The sequence below is a fragment of the Pseudomonas sp. St316 genome, assembly GCF_018325905.1.
Classification (GTDB): Bacteria; Pseudomonadota; Gammaproteobacteria; order Pseudomonadales; family Pseudomonadaceae; genus Aquipseudomonas.
This window is the reverse complement of the sequence record NZ_AP021901.1, coordinates 6319516-6342760: the sequence shown is the minus strand read 5'-3', so window position 1 is coordinate 6342760 and position 23245 is coordinate 6319516. Positions and strand designations below refer to the sequence as shown.

General features: G+C 61.0%; 21 protein-coding genes, 1 pseudogene and 1 riboswitch. Of the genes and pseudogenes, 13 read left to right on the top strand and 9 right to left on the bottom strand.

All coding sequences use genetic code 11. The annotated features are described in order from the left end of the window. Nucleotide 1: 1 nt before the first annotated feature. A riboswitch (S-adenosyl-L-homocysteine riboswitch) is annotated at nucleotides 2-108 on the bottom strand. A gap of 192 nt (nucleotides 109-300) precedes the next feature. Together KI237_RS28285 and KI237_RS28280 are read left to right on the top strand one after the other, a co-directional pair. Further along, nucleotides 301-705 (top strand): acyl-CoA thioesterase, encoded by a 405-nt coding sequence (locus KI237_RS28285; protein ID WP_210641722.1) that lies wholly within the window; start codon nucleotides 301-303, stop codon nucleotides 703-705. Between the two features lie 222 nt (nucleotides 706-927). Next, complete coding sequence (locus tag KI237_RS28280) at nucleotides 928-1809, top strand: formate/nitrite transporter family protein (protein WP_212797960.1); 882 nt, start codon at nucleotides 928-930, stop codon at nucleotides 1807-1809. 38 nt (nucleotides 1810-1847) lie between these two features. Here the strand turns inward: KI237_RS28280 and KI237_RS28275 are convergent, their stop codons facing one another. Together KI237_RS28275 and KI237_RS28270 are read right to left on the bottom strand one after the other, a co-directional pair. After that, on the bottom strand, nucleotides 1848-3791 hold the full coding sequence (locus KI237_RS28275; protein ID WP_212797959.1) for a patatin-like phospholipase family protein: 1944 nt from the start codon (nucleotides 3789-3791) through the stop codon (nucleotides 1848-1850). 240 nt (nucleotides 3792-4031) lie between these two features. Then, nucleotides 4032-5192 (bottom strand): MFS transporter, encoded by a 1161-nt coding sequence (locus KI237_RS28270; RefSeq protein ID WP_212797958.1) that lies wholly within the window; start codon nucleotides 5190-5192, stop codon nucleotides 4032-4034. Nucleotides 5193-5495: 303 nt separating this feature from the next. On the opposite strand from KI237_RS28270, the gene KI237_RS28265 reads away from it, so the two are divergent. Together KI237_RS28265 and KI237_RS28260 are read left to right on the top strand one after the other, a co-directional pair. Beyond that, complete coding sequence (locus tag KI237_RS28265) at nucleotides 5496-6329, top strand: EamA family transporter (protein WP_212800707.1); 834 nt, start codon at nucleotides 5496-5498, stop codon at nucleotides 6327-6329. A 51-nt stretch (nucleotides 6330-6380) separates the two neighbouring features. Further along, entirely contained in the window at nucleotides 6381-6764 is a 384-nt protein-coding gene (locus KI237_RS28260; protein WP_212797957.1) for an MAPEG family protein, read from the top strand. A 153-nt stretch (nucleotides 6765-6917) separates the two neighbouring features. Here the strand turns inward: KI237_RS28260 and mltA are convergent, their stop codons facing one another. Continuing rightward, nucleotides 6918-8105, bottom strand: a complete 1188-nt coding sequence (mltA, locus tag KI237_RS28255; RefSeq protein WP_212797956.1) for a murein transglycosylase A — start codon at nucleotides 8103-8105, stop codon at nucleotides 6918-6920. Between the two features lie 125 nt (nucleotides 8106-8230). On the opposite strand from mltA, the gene KI237_RS28250 reads away from it, so the two are divergent. Next, entirely contained in the window at nucleotides 8231-8680 is a 450-nt protein-coding gene (locus tag KI237_RS28250; protein ID WP_212797955.1) for a c-type cytochrome, read from the top strand. 64 nt (nucleotides 8681-8744) lie between these two features. Here the strand turns inward: KI237_RS28250 and KI237_RS28245 are convergent, their stop codons facing one another. Continuing rightward, on the bottom strand, nucleotides 8745-9140 hold the full coding sequence (locus KI237_RS28245) for a DUF1090 domain-containing protein (protein WP_212797954.1): 396 nt from the start codon (nucleotides 9138-9140) through the stop codon (nucleotides 8745-8747). 90 nt (nucleotides 9141-9230) lie between these two features. Continuing rightward, nucleotides 9231-10904 (bottom strand): NAD-dependent DNA ligase LigB, encoded by a 1674-nt coding sequence (gene ligB / locus KI237_RS28240; RefSeq protein ID WP_212797953.1) that lies wholly within the window; start codon nucleotides 10902-10904, stop codon nucleotides 9231-9233. 204 nt (nucleotides 10905-11108) lie between these two features. Here ligB and KI237_RS28235 point away from each other — a divergent pair, with 204 nt between their 5' ends. Next, nucleotides 11109-11729 (top strand): LysE family translocator, encoded by a 621-nt coding sequence (locus KI237_RS28235; protein WP_212797952.1) that lies wholly within the window; start codon nucleotides 11109-11111, stop codon nucleotides 11727-11729. 99 nt (nucleotides 11730-11828) lie between these two features. Here KI237_RS28235 and metK read toward each other — a convergent pair whose 3' ends face one another. Further along, nucleotides 11829-13019 (bottom strand): methionine adenosyltransferase, encoded by a 1191-nt coding sequence (gene metK / locus KI237_RS28230; RefSeq protein WP_212797951.1) that lies wholly within the window; start codon nucleotides 13017-13019, stop codon nucleotides 11829-11831. Nucleotides 13020-13038: 19 nt separating this feature from the next. Continuing rightward, a complete protein-coding gene (locus KI237_RS28225; RefSeq protein WP_212797950.1) occupies nucleotides 13039-14034 on the bottom strand; it encodes an ArsR/SmtB family transcription factor in 996 nt (331 codons plus the stop codon). A 271-nt stretch (nucleotides 14035-14305) separates the two neighbouring features. On the opposite strand from KI237_RS28225, the gene tkt reads away from it, so the two are divergent. From tkt to KI237_RS30835, 7 genes and pseudogenes are all read left to right on the top strand, one after another. Beyond that, a complete protein-coding gene (tkt, locus tag KI237_RS28220) occupies nucleotides 14306-16303 on the top strand; it encodes a transketolase (RefSeq protein WP_212797949.1) in 1998 nt (665 codons plus the stop codon). A 169-nt stretch (nucleotides 16304-16472) separates the two neighbouring features. Then, the gene (epd, locus tag KI237_RS28215) at nucleotides 16473-17528 is read left to right on the top strand and encodes an erythrose-4-phosphate dehydrogenase (RefSeq protein ID WP_092204914.1); all 1056 of its coding nucleotides are present in this window, start codon (nucleotides 16473-16475) and stop codon (nucleotides 17526-17528) included. A 24-nt stretch (nucleotides 17529-17552) separates the two neighbouring features. Then, nucleotides 17553-18716: a phosphoglycerate kinase gene (locus KI237_RS28210; protein WP_212797948.1), complete on the top strand. Its 1164-nt coding sequence runs from the start codon at nucleotides 17553-17555 to the stop codon at nucleotides 18714-18716. 31 nt (nucleotides 18717-18747) lie between these two features. Further along, nucleotides 18748-18972 carry a YajG family lipoprotein gene (locus KI237_RS28205; RefSeq protein WP_212797947.1) on the top strand — a complete coding sequence of 75 codons (225 nt, stop codon included), beginning with the start codon at nucleotides 18748-18750 and terminating at the stop codon, nucleotides 18970-18972. Between the two features lie 56 nt (nucleotides 18973-19028). Continuing rightward, entirely contained in the window at nucleotides 19029-19361 is a 333-nt protein-coding gene (locus tag KI237_RS28200) for an MliC family protein (protein ID WP_212797946.1), read from the top strand. Nucleotides 19362-19636: 275 nt separating this feature from the next. Continuing rightward, complete coding sequence (gene fba / locus KI237_RS28195) at nucleotides 19637-20701, top strand: class II fructose-bisphosphate aldolase (RefSeq protein ID WP_003177554.1); 1065 nt, start codon at nucleotides 19637-19639, stop codon at nucleotides 20699-20701. Nucleotides 20702-20958: 257 nt separating this feature from the next. Next, nucleotides 20959-21072, top strand: a pseudogene (locus KI237_RS30835) (nucleoid-structuring protein H-NS); the annotation flags it as partial. Between the two features lie 749 nt (nucleotides 21073-21821). Here the strand turns inward: KI237_RS30835 and KI237_RS28190 are convergent. Then, nucleotides 21822-22106 carry a fructose-bisphosphate aldolase gene (locus KI237_RS28190; protein ID WP_212797945.1) on the bottom strand — a complete coding sequence of 95 codons (285 nt, stop codon included), beginning with the start codon at nucleotides 22104-22106 and terminating at the stop codon, nucleotides 21822-21824. 461 nt (nucleotides 22107-22567) lie between these two features. Next, complete coding sequence (locus KI237_RS28185) at nucleotides 22568-23236, bottom strand: polysaccharide lyase family 7 protein (RefSeq protein WP_212797944.1); 669 nt, start codon at nucleotides 23234-23236, stop codon at nucleotides 22568-22570. Between the last annotated feature and the right edge of the window lie 9 nt (nucleotides 23237-23245).

Genomic DNA, 23245 nt, shown 5'->3' with positions numbered 1-23245 from the left:
ATGCGAATGGGCGCCGTTGTGCGTTTAGTGTCCATGCAGGTTGCCCCGTACGAACAACGCCCCATCCGAGCCTGACAGGTCGAGCCTGCTGCAGCGCCCCTCGGACAGGTGGCGGGAACGGTCCAAAGCGTGGACCGAGGTAAAGCGGTGGCGATTATAACGGGCTAATCGGATCTTCCAAAAGGGTTTCTGTCGGCAAATCGAAATTGCCGATGACCGTTATAGGGGTCGCGACGTAGAGCCTGACCGTGCGGTCTGCCATGATGCAGCAATCCAACGGCCAGACACTCAGGAGTGATCATGAATTTCCACACCCGCAAATGGGTCAAGCCCGAAGACCTCAACCCCAACGGCACGCTGTTCGGCGGCAGCCTGTTGCGCTGGATCGACGAAGAAGCGGCGATCTACGCCATCGTCCAGCTGGGCAACCAGCGCGTGGTCACCAAGTACATCTCGGAAATCAACTTCGTCAGTGCCTCGCGCCAGGGTGACATCATCGAACTGGGCATCACCGCCACCGAGTTTGGCCGTACCTCCATTACGCTGACCTGCGAGGTGCGCAACAAAATCACCCGCAAGAGCATCCTGACCGTGGAGAAAATGGTTTTCGTCAACCTTGGGGAAGACGGTTTGCCAGCACCCCATGGGCGGACCGAGATCAGGTACGTCAAGGATCAGTTCCAGGACGACATCACCAGTCAGTGAGGTTGGCAGTGTCTTCATCGCGAGCAAGCTCGCTCCCACAGGGTGGAGTCTGGACCACAAATGCTGCAAACGACACAAAACCACTGTGGGAGCGAGCCTGCTCGCGATGGCGGTTTTACTGACGCCTCAAGTCTTAAGTCGCGATGAACAGCAGGTCCCGCCACTGAACAGCTCTGAACGCCGCGTGTCGTAGCTACATCACGCCACCGGCTCAGGAGCTGTATGGACACTCACGAAGACGGCAAGACCCCTGACCTTTCAGCTCAGGAACAGCACGAAGTCGAACGCAACCAGCCGCCGCGGGCCGCGGTGTTGCATGAAATCATCCGCACCCAGGGCAATCAGGAGCTGGAGCGCAGTATCGCCGCGCTCTGGTGGTCGGCCCTGGCGGCGGGTTTGACCATGGGCCTGTCACTGATGGCAATGGGGTTGCTCAACTCCCGGCTGCCGGACCACGAAGGCTTCAAGGTAATCGCCAGTTTCGGCTACTGCGCCGGCTTTCTCGCGGTGATCCTGGCCCGCCAGCAGTTGTTCACCGAAAACACCCTGACCGCCGTGCTGCCCATCATGAGCAAGCCCACATTGGGCAACTTCGGTCGGTTACTGCGACTTTGGGGTGTGGTGCTGGTAGGAAACCTGTGTGGCACCTTGCTGGTGGCCTACGTGATGTTGCACTTGCCGATCTTCGATCAGCGCACCGACCAGGCTTTCCTGGAGATCGGCCGCAAGGTCATGGAGAACGACACCGGCCAGATGTTCGCCAAGGGCATCATTTCCGGCTGGATGATCGCCACCATGGTCTGGATGATCCCGTCCATGGAAAGCGCCAAAATGTGGATCATCATCCTCATTACTTACCTGATGGCGCTCGGCGATTTCACCCACATTGTCGTCGGCTCGGCAGAGGTGTCCTACCTGGCATTTGCCGGTCAGTTGTCGTGGGAGGACTTCTGGATGGTGTTCGCCGGGCCGACATTGGCAGGCAACATCATCGGCGGCAGTTTCATTTTCGCCTTGATCAGCCATGCGCAGATTCGCAGTGAAGTAGGCCCACCAAACGCCAAGCCGTCAGGTCCGCCAAGGCGGCCCGGCGACTCGGAGTGAACGGGAGCCTGATTCCGGGCTCCCGGCCTGAGCGGCGGTTATTTGAACTGCATGTCGCGCAGCGTCTGGCGGGTTGTCGACTTCGGATTGGGCATGCCGGTGTAGCGAGACCGGTAGTTCGTGACGACCCGTTCAAGCGATCGGTTGAATGCGGCCTTTTGCTCGCTTGAATGGCTGGACTTCCCCGGGTCCTGCACTTCCCGGAGTTCCCGAATGGCCCCATTGATCAGCTTGATGTTTCCATCGGGCTGGCCGCCGAGAAAGCGTGCGGGATTGAGCACCTGCTGCACGACGTTGGAGATCCGCGTGGCAATGTCCTGCAGGTGCATTTTCTCGGCAGCCTGCTGGGTCACCTCGGAAAGGGCGCCGGGCGCGCCTTTGTCCCACTCGGCGGCGGCTTGCAGGAATTGCATGAAGTCCGGGTCATTGCCGTGATTGAGGCGTTTGGCCAGCCATTCCAGCTTGCCGGGTTGATCTGCAAGCTGATCGAGGGCCCAGATTGCCATGTGCATCTGCGGCGTGGGTTCAAGCACGGTGGACGTCTTGTTGGCCTCCCGGATCGCTTCCTTCAATTGCGTCAGTGCCCACTGCGCCTGTCGTCTGAAGGCGACCACCTCGGCGCAGCCTTCGTCGTCTTCCAGTTCTGCGCTTAGCTGCTTGAAATCCTTGTCGCCCAACGCCAACAAGGCCGCCTCGATCGAGGTAAACGAAAAGGTTTGTTGCGTGACGTTGCGTTTGTCCAGGTGGGTTTTGACATCCTTGCGCAGTTCTTCCTGGAGATGATTCTTGATGTCCCTGGACATGCTGAAATTGACCGTCCCACTTAACAGGCCACGGTAATCGCCTTTATCGGTTTTCAGCGGTACGACGACGGTCTGGTCGACAAACTGCTTCAGTTGTTCGGCATTCCATGCAGAGCTGGCCGTATGGGGGGCCTTGAGAACTCTGTCGATCAGGGCCGATATGCCCGTACCCCGCTGATTTTCCTGGTCCGATTCTTGCGCCTCGAATATCAGGATCAAGTGCTCGCTTTCCGGGATCGGACTCATGGAGGTCGCTGGGTTATAGAGGGCAGGTATCGGTGTGTTGTTCAGGATGCCACCATCGGCGAATGCCGTGGTGGTGTCCTTCTGTTGGAACGGCTGTCCATGCAGGGTCGGCTTGCTGAACACCAGCGGCAGCGACGCGGAGATATGTGCGGCCACGGCAATGTCCATATCGGGGGTCAGGCCCGCGCTGAAGACCACCAACTGCGTACCTTCCTCGAACATGGCGGTGCCGGTGATTTCCACGGACTTGATTTGCGAGATCTCTGCACTCAGGACTGCCAGGTTGCCAAAGGTGACGTATTGGTTCTTTTCCACATTGGCAACGGCTTGTTGCGCTTGTTTGGACAGCGGCTTTGGGTGTTCTCTGCAGCGCTGCAAAAGCGCCGAGCAGGCCTCTTCCCTGATCAGTTCCTCCAGTGGCATCCCTTTGGAGCCCAGGCGTGGCAGCAAATCACACAGCAGCTGCGCCAGCGGGAGTTTCGCCAGTTTCTCGCCCAGCTTCGACAACCCGTTCTGGAGTGTTTTAACGGTAGCGTTGGTGCTGTCGAGCAAGGAAATGAGGGGGATCTCGTCAGAGATCCTGTCGAAGCCCACATGATTCATGCCGCTGGCGAGCAGCGCGGCCGATATGGCTCCCGCAGAGGCGCCTGAAATCGTCTTGATATTGTCCATGACGCCACTGGTCTCGAGCGTATCGACGAATCCTGAATAAGCCACCCCCTTGGCGCCACCGCCGCTCAGGACCAGTTCTGTGATGGGCGGCCGATTCATTGTGACTTGGGCGCTACCGTCTTCATTTCGAACGAGGGTGATCGATCGGTCTGTCGCGCCGCATGCCAATTGTCGGGGGCGTTCAGGCGGTGCTTGGTTTGCGCGCGGGTCAATGTTTTCAGAAGAATGGCGGGAGGGGGTGTTTTGCGAGATTGCTAGCATTCTGGTTCGTTCCGTGTGCCGAGAAGGAGCCGAACTGTAAGCAAGATCGCAAGGCTAATTGCGTTGTGACTCAATTAGACAACAATCCGCCGGCTGCAAACAGCAGTCAGCGAATCTCAATAGAAAGCGCTCTGGAACAAGGCTTCTGGACGGTCGGTAAAACAGCCCGCACGGGCGGGGCCAACGTCTTACTGAAATCGTCGCCTATTCGCTCACGTGCAGGTCAGATTTCCCTGGCCCTCAAACAGCGACTGCTGCCAAGCGTCGTTGTCGTTGGATAAAGAATAAGGCGGTCAATACCGTCAGGCCACCGACCGCGGCCCCGGTCCACGGCAGATCCGCCAGGTCGGCACCGCTGGCGACGACCAAACCACCCATCCAGGCCCCGGCCGCGTTGCCCAGGTTGAATGCACTCTGGTTGAGGGTCGACCCGAGGTTCGGCGCATCACAGGCTTGGTCGATGATCAGCAGTTGCAGGATCGGGCACAGGGCAAAAGCGAAGATGCCCCACAGCACCAAGGTGATGGCCGCCGGAATCACCGACCGGCTAGTCTGGCTGAATGCGGCAAGCACCAGCACCACGGCCAGGGCCATGCCCACCAGCGAGGGCAGCAGGCGTCGGTCGGCCAGGCGCCCACCGAGGAAACTGCCGGCCGTCAGGCCGACGCCGAACAACAGCAGCATGACGGTGATGCCGTGGGGGCTGACGCCGGTGATGTCCTGCAGGATCGGTGCGATATAGGTGAACACGCTGAACAGGCTGGTAGAGGCCAGCACGCTCATGCCCAGGGCGAGCAACACGTTGACCTTGCCCAGCACCTTGAACTCGCTGGCCAGGTTGGCTTTGTCCATGGGGATTTCCTTGGGCAGCCAGACCCATTGGGCAATGGCCGCGATCACGCCGATGACCGAGACCGCCCAGAAGGTCGAGCGCCAGCCGGCGTATTGACCCAGGGCCGTGCCCAGCGGGACGCCCAGCACGTTGGCCAGGGTCAGGCCGGTGAACATCATCGCAATCGCCTGGGCCCGTTTGTTCGGCGCCACCAGCCCGGCCGCCACCACCGAACCGATGCCAAAGAACGCTCCGTGGCACAGTGCAGTAATGACCCGGGCGGCCATTAGCGTGGCGTAGTTCGGCGCCAGGGCGCAGAGCACATTGCCGAGGATGAACATCAGGGTCATGCCCAGCAGCGTGGCCTTGCGCGGCATGTTGGCGGTGCCAATCGCCAGGATCGGCGCGCCGAACACCACGCCCAGGGCATAGCCGGTGATCAGCAGCCCGGCCTGGGGAATGCTCACGGCCAAGTCCCGGGCGACATCGGGCAACAGCCCCATGATGACGAATTCAGTCGTGCCGATGCCGAAAGCGGCGACGGCCAAAGCAAGCAAGGCGAGTGGCATGCGCAAGGTCTCTGTCTGTAGTCTTGACGCTCTGATCAGGCATACGCAGGCCGACGCCCCGGCTCGAACGAACTGGGCGGCAGCAGAGTTATTGGAATTGGCTTATGCGCAACTGAGTGCGGCGTGGTCGGTTTGCAGTATAAACGATAGCCAATCAATTCATGAGTCCCGCTGATCGTAGGAGCTGTCGAGTGCAACGAGGCTGCGATCTTTCCACTGACAATTGAGTCTGGAGTGAAAGATCAAAAGATCGCAGCCTTCGGCAGCTCCTACGGGCTGGGGGTGCCAGACAAGGAGTGTGTCGTGCTTGCGACGGCTTTGGTGTTGGTAGCGGCGCTGTTGCATGCCGCATGGAATACGCTGATCAAGTTCAGCGGCGAGCGTTTGCTGGTGGTGGCGTGCATGGACAGCGTCGCCTTGCTGTTCGTCGCGTTGGCACTGGGTTTCGTGGCTTTGCCGCCGTCGCAGATCTGGCCGTGGATCCTGGCGTCGGCGGCGTTCGAGCTGCTCTATCGCTATTTGCTGATCCAGGCTTATCGGGTCGGTGACCTGGGGCTGGTCTATCCGCTGATGCGCGGCCTGTCGCCGCTGGTGGTGCTGGCCCTGACATTTGTATTTGCCGGTGAAGCACTGACAGCGCAGCAGATCGTCGGCATTTTGCTGATCCCGTTCGGCATGCTTTGCCTGTTGTGGCAGGGCGGTGGCGGCGAGCGGCTGCCCTGGTCGATGCTGCCGGTGGTGGCGCTGATCGGCCTGTGCATCGGCTGCTACACCTTTATCGACGGCCACGCCCTGCGGCGTTGGCCCCATCCGCTGGATTACCTGGTCTGGGTCACACTGCTCAGCGCCTGGCCTTTCCCGTTGCTGGCGTTGGTCGCTAAGCGGCCGGCGTTCATGGGGTTCTGGCGTGAGCAGTGGCGGCTGGGCTTGGCGGTCGGGTTCTGCGTAGTGTTCAGCTACGCTCTGGTGCTGTGGGCCATGCAACTGGGCTCGATCGCCGAAGCGGCGGCGCTGCGCGAGATCAGCGTGATCCTGGTGGTGCTGTTCGGCATGCGTTACCTGAAAGAACCTTTCGGCTTGCCGCGGCTCTTAGCTTGCGCTCTGGTGTTGGTTGGCATGCTGGTGATGAAGTTCTGACTGGCGCTGGACTCGCGATTTTCTATAAAACTCAAAGAAGGAACTGCGTCAATGACGGTTGCCCTGTGGTGTATTTTGATTGCCTTTCTCCTGCCTTACCTGTGCATCGCCATCGCCAAGGCCGGCGGAAGATACAGGCTGGCAGATAACCACGACCCTCGGGACTTTCTGGAAACACTCGAAGGCGCTCCTCGACGAGCATACGCTGCGCAACTGAACAGCTTTGAAATCAGCCCGTTTTTTGCCGCCGCCGTGATCGTCGCGCACCTGGCCGGCAATGCCGAGCTGGTGACCATCAATGTGCTGGCGGTGCTGTTCATCACCAGTCGCCTGCTCTATATCATTTGCTATCTGGCTGACTGGGCGATTCTGCGTTCGCTGGTGTGGTTCGTGGGGGTGGGGTTGGTCTTGAGTTTCTTCTTTATCTCGGTCTGAGCCTGACGGTTGGATCCCTGGGTCTGTGCTGGCCCCATCGCGAGCAAGCTCGCTCCCACATTGGATCGGCTGTGTACACAAAATAGGTGTTCACTGAGATTCCCTGTGGGAGCGAGCTTGCTCGCGATGGGGTCGGTACAGTCAGCCCATTCCTCAGGGATTGGCGCTAACCGCATTCGCCACCTGTGGTACTTGCGGCAACGCCATGCCCTTGGGCCAGAGCATCCAGATCTGCCCTTGTTGCTTCATGTCCCCGGCCAGTTGCCCAGCAGCCTCGCCCGTGCCCCAGAACAGGTCCGCCCGTACTTCACCGGCAATCGCACCGCCAGTGTCCTGGGCGGCGACGGGCCGGTTCAAGGTGCTGCCGTCGGGTCGAGTGGTGGATAGCCACAGCAGGCTGCCCAGCGGAATCACCTTGCGGTCCACCGCCACGCTGTAGCCGGCGGTCAGCGGAACATTCAGTGAGCCTCGCGGGCCTTCGTTGCTGTCGGGGTTACGGTTGAAGAACACGTAGCTGGGGTTGCTGCCCAGCAATTGCGGAATACGGTTCGGGTTGGCCTTGGCCCAGGCACTGATGGCGCCCATGGTCACGTCTTCTTTCTTCAGCTCGCCCTGTTCAACCAGCCAGCGCCCAATGGGACGGTAAGGGTGGCCGTTCTGGTCGGCATAACCGATACGCAGTTGGCGGCCATCGGCGAGTCGAATACGTCCCGAACCCTGGATTTGCAGGAATTGCAGGTTCATGGGGTCGGTCAGCCAGGCGATGACCGGCGCCTTCACCCCGTTGGTTTCGATGGTGGCTGCGTCGTCGTATGGCTTGAGCACCCGGCCTTCGAGGCGGCCACGCAGGCGCTTGCCCTTGAGCTCAGGGTAAATGCTGTCCAGCGACACAATGATCATGTCCTCCGGCACACCGTAGACCGGGATATTCGCCGTAGCGGTCTGGGTGAGGCTGCCGGGGTAGACCGGCTCGTAGTAACCGGTAATCAGGCCGTTGGGGCTGTTGTCCCCCGAGCGCAGGCCATAGACATCGAGGTTCTGTTTCAGGAAATTGCGTACAGCCTGTGCGGTTTGCGGCACATTGGCCGCTGCCGCGCAGGTCGGGCCCCAGGTCGCATCGGCCTTGAGCCGGGTACAGGCACTGCGCCAGGAGCCGAAACCGGCCAGCAGGTCTGCATCGGACACCGACGGCAACGCCTCCCACGGTGCGCTGACATAGGTCGCGAGGGCATGGGTCTGAGGTTCTTCGACCTTTTCGCCGCGATTACAACCGGCCAACAGTGCGATCAGCGGTAGGGTCAATGCCAGGCCTTTGTGCCAGGTCTTGATGCAGCTGTTCATGAAGATTTCCTTTGCAGCCATTCGGACGCTGTCAGGCGCTCGAACAACCCGTATTGTTGATAGGGCCATTGGTCTTTACCGATGACCCGAGGATACTAACTGCCGTTTCCTGCCCCGAGGCCAAGATGTTTGTAAAACGATTTTCCATGGCCGTACTGGCCTGCCTGATGTTGTCCGCCTGTGGCGGCGTCGATCCCAATTCTCCCCTTGGCCAGCGCAAGGCGATCTTCAAGCAGATGCTCAAGACCAACGAAGAGTTGGGCGGCATGTTGCGTGGGCGAGTCCCGTTCGATGGCGCACGATTTGCCGAAGGCGCGGCGCAACTGGATCAACTCTCCCATGAACCGTGGAAACACTTCCCGCCAGTGCGTGAGCAAGACCACACCAGCGCCCGGGATGAAGTCTGGCAAAAGCAGGCGCGTTTCCAGGAACTGGCCCGCAATCTTGAAGCCGCCACCGGTGAGTTGGTGACCGCCAGCAACGTCCAACCCTACAAGGCCAGTTACTTGGGGCCGGCGGTGCAAAAGGTCGAGGATGCGTGCAGTGCCTGTCATAAGGAGTTTCGGGATCATTGAAGGGTAAGCTTCAAGCTTCAAGCGGCAAGTGAGGCGCTTGTACTTGCAGCTTGAGGCTTGAAGCTCACTTGTCCAACTCATCCACCGCTTCCTGCAGTTCCTTGCGGGAGGTTGCCAGCTTGTCCTTGCGTTTGTTGATCCGCTCGGCGTCGCCTTTTTTCATGGCCTTCTCCAGGTCGGCCTGACGTCGACTGACCTCGTGCTTGGCATCGAGCACCTTGTTTTCACGCTCCTTGCGCAAGGAAGCATCGGTGCAATGGCTGGTGACTTCGTCCAGCGCGGTTTCCAGGCCTGCCTGCTGGTCCTGGTTGCCACGGGACTTGGCCAGTTCGATCTGGTTGATGATGCCCTGGCGCTTGGCCGCGCAACCAGTGAGCTCGGGGGTTTGCTCGTCCGCCATCAAGGGGGCGGCCATGGCACTGCATAAGACCAGCAGGGCAACGGGGGACAGGAAATTCATAGCAACTCCGTAAAAAATCGCGAGCGGTCGGTACAGATGCGCTGTTGGAACGCATGCTTGCCCCTTGGGTTCAACCATACAGGGCCCGGATTAAAAACCGTCGACCCCGGCAGTGCGTAATACGTCACTCAAGGCCAGCACCTGCGGATCGCGAAAAAATGCGCTCAGTTGCGCGGCGCGTCCCGGTCCGATGCCGGCCTCGGCTTGCCATTGTTCGGTCGTGCGTTCGGCCAGCACCTGCCACGGTCCCTCCAGCCGGGCCTCACCAGCGGGCGGCAGGCCCAGGGCCTTGAGCCATTGCTCGAAAGGGCGTTGCCGGGCGCTGTCCAGGCTGGCGAGCAGGCGGGCGCTGCTGTGTTCGCCGAAGCCGGCAATGTTAGCAAGCTCGGCGGCATCAAGGGTCATCCAATCCAGCAATCCGTCGAGTCGTCCGGCGGCCAGCAGTTTTCCCCAGGTGCCGGGGCCGACGTGGGGCAGGGCAAGCCCTTGTTTGCCGCTGAGCCAGCCCAGTCGTGCGAGGAATTGGCTTTCACAGCCGGTTGTCGGTTGCCAGCAACTCAAGAAGTGATAATCGGCCGGTGCCGGTACATCGATCTCCTGGCGCACGACGTTGCGCAGGACGACGCTATCGAGTCGCGGGATGGTCAGCCCGGCCAGGCTGATGGCGACCTGATCGCCGGGGCGGATGTCCATCGTCTCCCAATGCTTGAGCGAACTGACGCTCACCCGGCGGATCCAGCGGTCGTCGAGCCTGATGGGTTCGAGTTCCAGCACCGGCGTGATGCGCCCGGTGCGCCCGATCTTGAAGCGCACCTTGCGCACTTCGGCGAGCGCCTGGGCATGGGCGTACTTCCAGGCCACGCCCCAGAATGGCGGCCTGGCCTGCCAACGGTCGGCGGGTGGCCGGCGGCTCTGGCGCAGGACGATCCCGTCGCTGGCAAACGGCAGTGGCGAGCGATACCAGTGGTCGCGCCAGTATTGGGCGTCGGCCAGTGTCTGCACCGGTTGGTTGTAGTCCAGCGTGCCGGTAAAGCCCAGCTCGCCCAGCCGTGCCATTCGTTCGGGCAGGGTCTGCGGCCCTTCGGGCCAGTCCCAGATAAACAGGCCCATGTAGATACCGTCCTGGAGCGACAAGCTGGAGCGTGTCATCAGGCCCGCGATCATCGCCCGTGCATTGAGGCTGCCACGGCTGGCCTGGACATGGTCGTTCAATCGCCAATACAGCTCGCCCTGGATCAGCAGGTCCACAGGCTGGCGCAATCGCTGGGGAATGCTGTTGATCTTGCGCACGGCCCAGGTCCAGTCCTGCCCCTTGATGCCATCGCCGCGGCTGATCGCCTGGTGCAGGTGGCCCTGGCGATAGATCAGGGTGACCGCCACGCCATCGACTTTCGGCTGGACCCAGACATCGTCCTTGCCTTGCAACCAGGCCCCCACGGCCTCGGCATCCTTGAGTTTATCCAGGCCGGTGTGGGGGATCGGATGGGCGACCTTGCCGCCCGCCGTACGCAGCGATGTGTCCGGTGCCTTGAGATCGAAGCAGGCGCGCCAATGGTCAAGCCTTGCGCGAGACTGATCGTAGAGCTCGTCGGCCACCAGGGACCGGCCGAGGCGGTGATAGCTGTCGTCCCAGCTATCGATGCTTTGTTGCAAGGCGCTGACCCGTGCCTGAGCGTGTTCGGCGGACCAGTCGGGGCAAGGCGCGGCGATGACAGGGGTGACGATCAATGTAAGGCAGGCGAGTAGAGGCAAAAACGGCAGCATCGAAGCATCCTTGCTCGTGGGTGTCCTTGAAGGCTAGTCATGGATACAGCAGGCGCGAGGCCTGGAGCTTTACCGGGTTTTACCGACGTGATAGCAAAGCCGCGGCGGTACAGTGCGGCGTGATTTAGCCTTGCAACTGTCCCTTGAACCCCGCGCGGGCCGGTGCAGAATGAACCTTCGATCCGCTCCGCCAGGCGTGCCCCGATGAACCTGACCACACTCGCTGTTTTCATCCCAGCCTGCTTCGCGCTGAACATGGCGCCAGGGCCGAACAACCTGCTGTCCATCAGTAATGCTTCGCGCCATGGCTTCGTCCGGGCCTGCAGCGGCGGCATCGGTCGCCTACTGGCCTTCGCAATCATGATCGCCCTGGCTGCGGCGGGGCTGACCGCCGTGCTGCACACCTCGGAGCTGCTGTTCCTGGGCATCAAGTTTATCGGGGCGGGTTATCTGTTCTACCTGGCCGTGCAGTTGTGGCGGGCTCAACCCGAGGCGCAGGGGCAAGCGACGGTCGCTTCGATGAGCGTGGCGAACCTGGCGCGCCAGGAATTCCTGGTGGCGATCGGTAACCCGAAGGCGATCCTGTTGTTCACCGCGTTCTTGCCACAATTCGTCGACCGCACGGGCACCGTTACCCAGCAGTTCGCCGTGCTGGGCGGGTTGTTCCTGGCGTTGGAGTGCGTAGCCATCGCGTTGTATTGCTACATGGGCATCCATGCGCGACGGCTGTTCGCCCGGCCAAGTGGCAAGCGTCTTTTCAACCGGATGTGCGCGGGATTGCTGGCGAGTGCGGCTTCGTTTTTGCTGGTGGCACGACGGGCTTGAATTCGATGGAGGTCCACAAGGGCGATGCCTGGCTTCAATGCTTGATAAAAAAAGCCCCTGACGACCCAGTCGCCAGGGGCTTTTCTTTACACGCGGGTATTACAGGCCGGCAGCGGCGCGCAGGGCGTCGGCGCGGTCGGTTTTTTCCCAGGTGAAGGTGGTGAAGGTATCGTTACCCACGGTCTTGGTTTGCGGCGTACGACCGAAGTGACCATAGGCTGCAGTGTCCTGGTACATCGGGTGCAGCAGGTCGAGCATGGTGGTGATGGCGTATGGACGCAGGTCGAACACTTCACGGACCAGGTTGACGATCTTGTCATCACCGATCTTGCCCGTGCCGAAGGTGTTCAGCGAGATCGATGTAGGCTGAGCCACGCCGATGGCGTAGGACACCTGGATCTCGCAGCGCTCGGCCAGGCCGGCGGCGACAATGTTCTTGGCGACATAACGACCGGCATAGGCAGCCGAACGGTCAACCTTCGATGGGTCCTTGCCGGAGAACGCGCCGCCGCCGTGACGGGCCATGCCGCCGTAGCTGTCGACGATGATCTTGCGACCGGTCAGGCCGCAGTCACCCACCGGGCCGCCGATGATGAACTGGCCAGTCGGGTTGATGTGGAACTGGGTGTCCTTGGACAGCAACTCGGCAGGCAGCACGTGCTTGACGATCAGTTCCATCACGCCTTCGCGCAAGTCTTTGTAGGACACATCAGGGTTGTGCTGGGTCGACAGCACGACGGCGTCGATACCCACCACCTTGCCGCCTTCGTAACGGCAGGTCACCTGGGACTTGGCGTCCGGGCGCAGCCAAGGCAGCAGGCCGGATTTGCGGGCCTCGGCCTGGCGTTGAACCAACTGGTGCGAGAAGGTGATCGGGGCCGGCATCAGCACGTCGGTCTCATTGCTGGCGTAGCCGAACATCAGGCCCTGGTCGCCGGCGCCCTGGTCTTCAGGCTTGGCCCGATCAACGCCTTGGTTGATGTCGGGAGACTGCTTGCCAATGATGTTCATCACGCCGCAGGTCGCGCCGTCGAAGCCGACGTCGGAGCTGTTGTAGCCAATGCCCAGGATCACATCGCGCACGATCTGTTCCAGGTCGACCCAGGCCGAAGTGGTGACTTCGCCGGCGATGATCGCCACGCCCGTTTTCACCAGAGTCTCGCACGCCACGCGGGCGAACTTGTCTTCAGCAATAATGGCGTCCAGCACCGCATCAGAAATCTGGTCGGCGATTTTGTCCGGATGCCCTTCAGACACGGACTCGGAGGTGAAAAGGGAGTATTCGCTCATCTCGATGTTTTCCTACAAGTTACCGTTGGTGAGTGTCGCCAGTGGGTCGCTGGAAGTGGCGAACCTGGATCTGGAAACCATTACGTAAGCCTACATAGAGGCTTTCCCCGGGCACGAGGCCCGCAGCGGTGGCCCAGCGGGCCAGGTCGTCCTGTTCAAACCCGAGCCAGAGATCGCCGCACGCCTCTCTGGCCCAGCTCTGGTTGTGGCTGCATAACTCCGTCACCAGCAGGCTGCCGCCCGGTTGCAGCAGGCCGGCCATGTGCCTGAGTGCATCGGCCGGCGCGGCGAAATGATGCAGCACCATGTTCAATACCACGCAGTCGGCCTGCAGGCTCATGCCATCCAGTGCATCGGCCAGTTGCAGGCTGACGTTAGCCAACGCTTCGCGTTCACACACCTGGCGCGCCAGTTCGAGCATGGCCGGGCTGTTGTCCAGCGCCGTCACCTGGCTGAAACGTCGCGCCAGCTCCGGCAGGAAGGCGCCATCGCCGGGGCCGACTTCGATCGCCGTGGCCGTGGCTTCGAAGCTTAGTTTGTCGAGCAGCGCCACGACGCTTTCGCGGTATTGCGGCAGTCCGGCGATCAGGTCTTGCTGGGCGCGAAATTTCTCGGCAACCCGTGCGAAAAAATCCTGGCTGGCGGCGGCCCGTTGCCCGTGTACCTGGGCGATGCGCGCCTGCACGTCGGTCGGCAGGTTCAGCGCGTCCACTTCGTCCAGCAGCGCCGCGTGCAGCTTGCCGCCCAACAGGTCGGTGTGGGGCAGGGCGCGGCGATAGAAAATGGCGTTGCCTTCGCGGCGGGTCGCCACCAGGTCGGCCTGGGCCAGGACCTTGAGGTGGTGGCTCATGCCGGACTGGCCGATGCCGAAGATCTGCGCCAGCTCCAGCACGCCGAACGAATCGTTGGCCAGGGCGCGCAATACATTGAGCCGCAACGGATCGCCGCCGGCCTTGCAAAGGGCCGCCAGCTCATCGCAGTCGTCATGGCGAATGGAAGGCGCGGGTAAGTTCATAGTGCGGCAGTCTAGTGAGGGGTTTGGATCACCGCAAGTTCAATATCAAAAAGTTTTGATATTGCTGGATAAATGGCACTTCCCGATCTGTGCTTGACTCTACAAACCATCAGCGGAAAGGTTTCACCTGGCGAATGCGACTTTATCCACCGGAAAAACGCTCCAGGATGACTATCTGTCATTGCCCCGGGGCGGGTGGGTGAGGGAAAATGCTCGCCTTTTTCAGTTTCGTTTTATTCATTCTCGATTCAATACCCGCAGGAGATCAGCGATGCCCAGCCGTCGTGAGCGTGCCAATGCCATTCGTGCCCTCAGCATGGATGCCGTGCAGAAAGCCAACAGCGGCCATCCCGGTGCCCCTATGGGTATGGCGGATATCGCCGAGGTGCTTTGGCGCGACTACCTCAAGCACAGCCCGAGCAACCCAGCCTTCGCCGACCGTGACCGTTTCGTGTTGTCCAACGGCCACGGCTCGATGTTGATCTACTCGCTGCTGCACCTGACCGGCTACGACCTGTCGATCGATGACCTGAAGAACTTCCGCCAACTGCACAGCCGCACCCCGGGCCACCCGGAATACGGCTACACCCCAGGCGTGGAAACCACCACCGGTCCATTGGGCCAGGGCTTGGCCAACGCCGTGGGTTTTGCACTGGCAGAAAAAGTCCTGGCGGCGCAATTCAACCGTCCGGGGCATAACGTCGTTGATCACCACACCTACGTATTCCTGGGTGATGGCTGCATGATGGAAGGCATTTCCCATGAAGTCGCCTCCCTGGCCGGCACCCTGGGCCTGGACAAGCTGATCGCCTTCTATGACGACAACGGCATCTCCATCGATGGCGAAGTCGAAGGCTGGTTCACCGACGACACGCCCAAGCGTTTCGAAGCCTACAACTGGCTGGTGATCCGCAACGTCGACGGTCACGATCCAGAAGAGATCAAGACTGCCATCGAGACGGCCCGCAAGAGTGCCCAGCCGACCCTGATCTGCTGCAAGACCACCATCGGCTTCGGTTCGCCGAACAAGCAAGGCAAGGAAGACTGCCACGGCGCGCCACTGGGTGCCGAGGAAATCGCCCTGACCCGCGCTGCATTGAAGTGGAACCATGGCCCGTTCGAAATCCCTGCCGACATCTATGCCGAATGGGATGCCAAGGAAAAAGGCCGCGCGCTCGAAGCCGAGTGGGACCAGCGTTTCGCCGCGTACTCCGCCGAATTCCCTGAGCTGGCCAACGAACTGGTGCGTCGCCTCAGCGGCGAGCTGCCAGCCGATTTCGCCGAAAAAGCCTCGGCGTACATCGCTGAAGTCGCCGCCAAGGGCGAAACCATCGCCAGCCGCAAGGCCAGCCAGAACACCCTGAACGCCTTCGGCCCATTGCTGCCGGAACTGCTGGGCGGTTCGGCTGACCTGGCCGGTTCCAACCTGACCCTGTGGAAAGGCTGCAAAGGCGTCAGTGCTGAAGACGCCAGCGGCAACTACATGTACTACGGCGTTCGCGAGTTCGGCATGAGCGCGATCATGAACGGCGTGGCGCTGCACGGCGGCCTGGTGCCTTACGGCGCGACCTTCCTGATGTTCATGGAATACGCGCGCAACGCCGTGCGCATGTCGGCGCTGATGAAAAAGCGCATCCTGTATGTGTTCACCCACGACTCCATCGGCCTGGGCGAAGACGGCCCGACTCACCAGCCGATCGAGCAACTGGCGAGCCTGCGTTGCACGCCGAACCTGGACACCTGGCGCCCATGCGATGCCGTGGAATCGGCAGTGGCTTGGAAGCACGCCCTCGAGCGTAACGACGGCCCGTCGGCGCTGATCTTCTCCCGCCAGAACCTGCAGCACCAGAACCGCGATGTCGACCAGATCGGCGACATCGCGCGTGGCGGCTATGTACTCAAGGACTGCATCGGCGAGCCTGAGCTGATCCTGATCGCCACCGGCTCCGAAGTCGGCCTGGCCGTCCAGGCCTACGACAAGCTGACCGAGCAGGGCCGCAACGTGCGCGTTGTGTCCATGCCTTGCACCAGCGTGTTCGACGCCCAGGATGCCGGCTACAAGCAAGCGGTGTTGCCGCTTCAGGTCAGTGCGCGGATCGCCATCGAAGCTGCCCACGCTGATTACTGGTACAAGTACGTGGGCCTGGAAGGCCGCGTAATCGGCATGACCACCTACGGCGAATCGGCGCCCGCGCCTGCGCTGTTCGAGGAATTCGGTTTCACCCTGGAAAACATCCTGGGTCAGGCTGAAGAGCTGCTGGAAGACTAAGTCCAGGAGTGCATCGCCTGTTCTGACGCCATCGCGGGCAAGCCTTGCTCCCACAGAATTTGCACGCTCCTACAGGGAAAGTGCCATCCTGTGGGAGCAAGGCTTGCCCGCGATGACTGCGGAACATTCAGCGCTGTAATCCATGGATTCACCCTGGTCAGAGAACCCCATGCCCCAACCGCGTCCCTACAAAGTTGCACTCAACGGCTACGGCCGGATTGGTCGTTGCGTCTTGCGTGCGTTGTTCGAGCGAGGGGCCAAGGCCGGGTTCGAGATCGTGGCCATCAATGATCTGGCCGACATGGCCAGCATCGAATACCTGACACGCTTTGACTCCACCCACGGCCGGTTTCCCGGCGAAGTGCGGGTCGAGGGCGATTGTCTGCATATTAATGGCGACTGCGTGAAAGTCTTGCGCAGTGCCACTCCCGAAGGCATCGATTGGGCGTCCCTGGGCGTCGACCTGGTGCTCGAATGCTCCGGCGCCTACCACACCCGCGAAGACGGCCAGCGTTTTCTCGCGGCCGGCGCGCCACGGGTGCTGTTCTCCCAGCCGATGGCCAGTGAAGCGGATGTCGACGCCACCATCGTCTACGGGGTGAACCAGGATTGCCTGACCGGCGAAGAGCTGCTGGTGTCCAACGCGTCCTGCACCACCAACTGCGGCGTGCCGCTGTTGCGCTTGCTGGACCAGGCCATTGGCCTGGAATACGTGTCGATCACCACCATCCACTCGGCGATGAACGACCAGCCGGTGATCGACGCCTACCACCATGAGGACTTGCGCCGCACCCGTTCGGCGTTCCAATCGGTGATTCCGGTGTCCACTGGTCTGGCGCGCGGCATTGAACGGCTGCTGCCGGAACTTGCCGGGCGAATTCAGGCCAAAGCCGTGCGGGTGCCGACGGTCAACGTGTCCTGCCTCGACATTACGATGCAGACCGTGAGCGATACCGACGCCACCGAGGTCAACCGGATCCTGCGCGAAGCCGCCACCAGCGGTCCGCTCAAAGGCCTCCTGGCCTACACCGAGTTGCCTCATGCCAGTTGTGATTTTAATCATGACCCACATTCGGCCATTGTCGATGCCAGCCAGACCCGTGTTTCCGGGCCTCGGCTTGTGAACATCCTGGCCTGGTTCGACAACGAATGGGGGTTTGCCAACCGAATGCTGGACGTTGCCGAGCATTACCTGCAAACCGCTTCTAAAAAACCTGCTCTCTAAACAGTTACCCAGGAATTGCGACCCATGACCGTGTTGAAGATGTCCGACCTCGATCTGCAAGGTAAGCGCGTACTGATCCGCGAAGACCTCAACGTCCCCGTCAAGGACGGTGTTGTCACCAGCGACGCGCGTATCCTGGCTTCGCTGCCGACCATCAAGCTGGCCCTGGAAAAAGGCGCGGCCGTGATGGTCTGCTCCCACCTGGGTCGTCCGACCGAAGGCGAGTTCTCGGCGGAAAACAGCCTCAAGCCTGTGGCCGATTACTTGAGCCGTGCCCTGGGCCGTGACGTGCCATTGGTCGCTGACTACCTGGGCGGCGTGGACGTGAAGGCCGGCGATGTCGTGCTGTTCGAAAATGTGCGCTTCAACAAGGGCGAGAAAAAGAACGCCGACGAACTGGCCCAGCAGTACGCCGCCCTGTGCGACGTGTTCGTGATGGACGCGTTCGGCACTGCCCACCGCGCCGAAGGTTCGACCCATGGCGTGGCGAAGTTCGCCAAGGTCGCCGCAGCCGGCCCGTTGCTGGCTGCCGAGCTGGACGCACTGGGCAAGGCCCTGGGCTCCCCGGCCCAGCCGATGGCTGCCATCGTTGCCGGCTCCAAGGTTTCCACCAAGCTGGACGTGCTCAACAGCCTGAGCCAGGTCTGCAACCAGTTGATCGTCGGCGGCGGCATTGCCAACACCTTCCTCGCCGCTGCGGGTCACCCGGTTGGCAAATCGCTGTACGAGCCGGACCTGCTGGACACCGCCCGGGAAATCGCCGCCAAGGTCAGCGTGCCGTTGCCGGTGGACGTAGTTGTGGCCAAGGAGTTCGCCGAAAGCGCCACCGCCACCGTCAAGCTGATCGCTGACGTAGCCGAGGACGACATGATCCTCGATATTGGCCCGCAAACCGCAGCCAACTTCGCCGAACTGCTGAAATCCTCCCAGACGATCCTGTGGAACGGCCCGGTCGGTGTGTTTGAATTCGACCAGTTCGGCAACGGCACCAAGGTATTGGCCCAGGCCATCGCCGACAGCGCTGCGTTCTCCATCGCCGGTGGTGGTGACACCCTGGCGGCCATCGACAAATATGGCGTGGCCTCGCAGATCTCCTACATTTCTACCGGTGGCGGCGCGTTCCTCGAGTTCGTCGAGGGCAAGGTGTTGCCTGCTGTGGAAGTCCTGGAAAGCCGGGCCAAGGCCTGAAGCTGCGTTGACCAGGCAAAGGAGTGTTCTGATGGTCAAGACGTTCACGTTGCTGTTGGCGGCGACGATGCTGGTGGCCTGCTCAAGCGGCCCGCAGGCTCCGGCCCCGCAACCCGGCACGCCGGCGCCTGAAGACGGCTGTTACCAGGCCGACTGGCAGGCCGAGACCAACCCGGTGCTGAACAAGCGCTCCGGGCCGGACGGCCTGGACAAATACGAGACGCAAACCCCGGCCAAGGAACATGGTTGTCCTTGACGGGTCTGACTCTTAACTCATGGTTGGCGGCGTGTGCCGTCAGTCGAGGAACACGGATGAAAGGCTTGATCGCCGTCGTGGCGTTGGCATTGCTGGGCGGTTGTGCGCAGTTGGACTTTTTGCACACGTCCGAGCCTGTTGAGGGTTGGACGACCTGGACCTGTGACAGCGAGGCCAAGGTGCTCTGGCGCTACACCGATGCCGCCCACAAGGAAGTCGATGTACGCCTGGGCGGCGCCGATAAGGTCTATCGCCTCAAGCTTGAGCCGGGTGCTGAAGGTTCACTGTACAGCGATGACATGCTGGCGTTTCACGTCAAGGGTGAGGAAGGCCTGGTGTATTGGGTCGCCACCAATGACCTGATTGGGCGTGGCTGCAAGGCGCAGTAATACGATTGAACTGATCCACAGAGATCCAAATGTGGGAGCAGAACCATTGTGGGAGCGAGCTTGCTCGCGATAGCGGTGTATCAGGCGACAGTGATGTTGAATGTGCCGGCCTCATCGCGAGCGAGCTCGCTCCCACAGGGATCGCGTCAGTATTTGGATTTAGCGATACCGAACACGCAGGCCGGGGCCGACCCCCGATCCGCTATGACTTGAATAGCCGCCGCCGCTCCGGCAGGCTGGCACGATTAACGACCCTCGACCGGGAGAGAGACACAATGGCACTTATCAGCATGCGTCAGATGCTGGACCACGCAGCCGAGTTCGGCTACGGCGTTCCAGCCTTTAACGTCAACAACCTTGAGCAGATGCGCGCCATCATGGAAGCCGCTGACAAGACTGACTCTCCGGTGATCGTCCAGGCTTCGGCCGGTGCCCGCAAATACGCCGGCGCGCCGTTCCTGCGTCACCTGATCCTGGCGGCAATCGAAGAATTCCCGCACATCCCGGTGTGCATGCACCAGGACCACGGCACCAGCCCGGACGTCTGCCAGCGCTCCATCCAACTGGGCTTCAGCTCGGTGATGATGGACGGTTCCCTGGGCGAAGACGGCAAGACCCCGACCGACTACGAGTACAACGTACGCGTCACCCAGCAGACCGTGGCCATGGCCCACGCCTGCGGCGTTTCGGTAGAGGGCGAACTGGGTTGCCTGGGCTCGCTGGAAACCGGCATGGCTGGTGAAGAAGACGGCATCGGTGCCGAAGGCGTGCTGGACCACAGCCAGATGCTGACCGATCCGGAAGAAGCCGCCGACTTCGTCAAGAAGACCCAGGTCGATGCCCTGGCCATCGCCATCGGCACCAGCCACGGCGCCTACAAGTTCACCAAGCCACCGACCGGCGACGTGCTGGCCATCGACCGTATCAAGGAAATCCACAAGCGCATCCCCAACACCCACCTGGTGATGCACGGCTCGTCCTCGGTACCGCAGGAGTGGCTGGCGATCATCAACCAGTACGGCGGCGACATCAAGGAAACCTACGGCGTGCCGGTTGAAGAAATCGTCGAGGGCATCAAGTACGGCGTGCGCAAGGTCAACATCGACACCGATTTGCGCCTGGCCTCCACCGGTGCCATGCGTCGCTTGATGGCAACCAACCCGAGCGAGTTCGACCCGCGTAAGTTCTTCGGTGCCACCGTGACGGCCATGCGCGATGTGTGCATCGCCCGTTATGAAGCCTTCGGAACGGCTGGCAACGCTTCGAAGATCAAGCCGATCTCGCTGGAGGCAATGTATCAGCGGTATCTGAAGGGTGAGTTGAACGCCAAGGTCAACTGAGTCTTCTTGCTTTGAAAGAAACCCGCATTTATGCGGGTTTTTTTATAGGTAGGGTTTCGGGTATTTGTGTGTATATCCGTTTTCTTTGTCACGGCTACTTACGGTTCCGCTCTTACAGCGGGTCACTTTCGAAAAGCCGGAATGCCGGCCCAGGCGAAAGTAACCAAAGCGCTTCTGCCCCACCACTCGGTGCCTCGCCTAGGCTCGGCATGCCCTCACTCCGGTCTTGCGCCGTGGGCCGCCGCGAAGGGCCATCCATGGCCCAGCGCGGCTATCCCGGCATCCATGCCGGGATGCCCACGGCCCAAGACCTGCGTTCGGCCATCGTGGTTAACGGGGCGCCCGAGATCAAAAGCCTGCCCGAGGCGGCCTTAGAGCCGACCTGGTTCTGGATGTGGACCGCGTTTATCCTGTGGGAACGAGCTTGCTCGCGATTGCGGTTTCACATTCAACATGGATACCGACTGATCCGCCGCCATCGCGAGCAAGCTCGCTCCCACAGTGGGTTCTGCGTTCGACTATGGATTTTAGGCGACACAAAACACCTGTGGGAGCGAGCCTGCTCGCGATGACGGCAGCAAATCCAGCCTCTACAGAACTGAATGACCACCAGCAGATTGCTAGGCCATATCACTGCCAAGGAAGATGTCGCATGCACCAACCCCATCGCGAGCAGGCTCGCTCCCACAGGAGAAACGCGGACCACACCCAGAACCAGGTCGGCTACTAGGCCGCCTCGCGGTGGACGTAGATTTTGGCGCCCCGTTAACCACGCTGGCCGAACGCAGGCATTGCGCAGTGGGCATCCCGGCATGGATGCCGGGATAGCCGCGCTGGGCCATGGATGGCCCTTCGCGGCGGGCCCACGGAGCAATGCCGGAGTGAGGGAACACCGAGCCTAGGCGAGGTGCCGAGTGGTGGGGCATAAAGCGCTTTGGTTACTTTCGCGCTTTTCGAAAGTGACCCGCTGTAAGAGCGGAACCGCCAGCCGCCGTGACAAAGAAAACGGATATACACACAGATCTTGATAGCGCTGTGTCAGCCAACACCTTTGCCGCTGACCCACCGCTATCGCGAGCAAGCTCGCTCCCACAGGGGATCATCTCCCACCAGGAGGGCTTTACTGGTCTTCGAGGCCGCGTTGTTCAATGACACCGAATACATCGGTGACATCCTGGACCAGGATCCGAGCAACGTTGGTGAGGGTGTTGAAGTCGCTGGCGGCCGAATCGCGGAGGGTTGCGCAGGCCATGAGCGTCAAGTAGTCGAGCGTGACATGCAAACGTTCGCTGGCGCAGGCATGGAGTTCGGTCAGTGGCGCGGTGCTGTCGATGAACAGGATGGGTTGGGTGGTGGCGATCGGAGTGAGGGGGCTGAAGCGGCTAAGCAATTGTTCTGTTTTCATGACAAACCTCTAACTCAAGAAAAAGTACTTGCCACCGTCTGCTGCGAAACAAATTGGGTGGCAGCCATGTGCGGGTTCGCAGACCGAGGAGTTAGAGAAACCCGGCAGACCCGAAGATCTCCCACACACAGCCGCCATGAAAAGCCGAACGCAGGCAGGATTCGCCTATGTCGATTTTTGACGGTCGTGATTCTAACTCACCAGGGCTGCGAAACCCCTGCCCACCGACCAAAGCCAGCAGACCCACCGAACTATAGAGGAGATTTTCGAGGCCAAAATCGACCTGTAGGACGCACCAGCCCCTGTGGCGAGGCAGCCTGCTCCCGCTCGGGCGGCGCAGCCACCGCAAAGCCGGTGCATACGGTGGGTCTGGCGGAAAGAGGGGCTGCGTCGCAGCCCAGCGGGGATAAATCCCCTCGCCACAAGAGGGCGTTTCCTACGAGATTATCGGAAGTGAAATTTCAGGTGTTGTGATCGATATCCAGCACGCTGAACGTCACTTTTCCGCCTTCGCTGGTGTAGCCGGTGTGGTCCTGCACATACACGCCTGCCTTGAAATACAACGGTTTGACCCGCCAAGTGGCGCTGATGGTGGTGTACCAGCTACGACCGGCTGCGGTAATGCCCAGGTCACCGGTACGATCGAGGTGGAGCCGATAACTGAACGCCTGATTAAGTTTCACACCGGTGGCAACGGTGATGACCCGGCCCTTATTGTCATCGGGGCGCATGCGGACCTTGGCGACGATGTTGCCGGTGGCGCTGTCCTCTTTGTATTGGTACTCCAGCTTCACCAAGGGTTTGCTGCTGTCCTTGGCATGGATCTGACCGATGACAATCTTGCCGCTGCTGGGCACTTGGTTGACGACCAGCTTCGCACGCAATTGATTGTCGGCATCGGGGTACAGCCAGTTGCGCAAGGTGCCGTCCTTGTAGGTCTCGCGCAATTCGCTGCGCGGGTAGATCGCATTTTCAGTCTTGGTGCCGGTCACGGGTGACCAGAAATACACCGTGCTGCCCTCGGAGTTGAAGTATTTGTCCCGGAACCCATCCACCAGCCGCGGGGTTTCGATGGTTTTCGGCGGGCTGCCTTCGGGGATGCTCAAGTTCCAGGTTGCAAGATCGACCATGTTCGGATC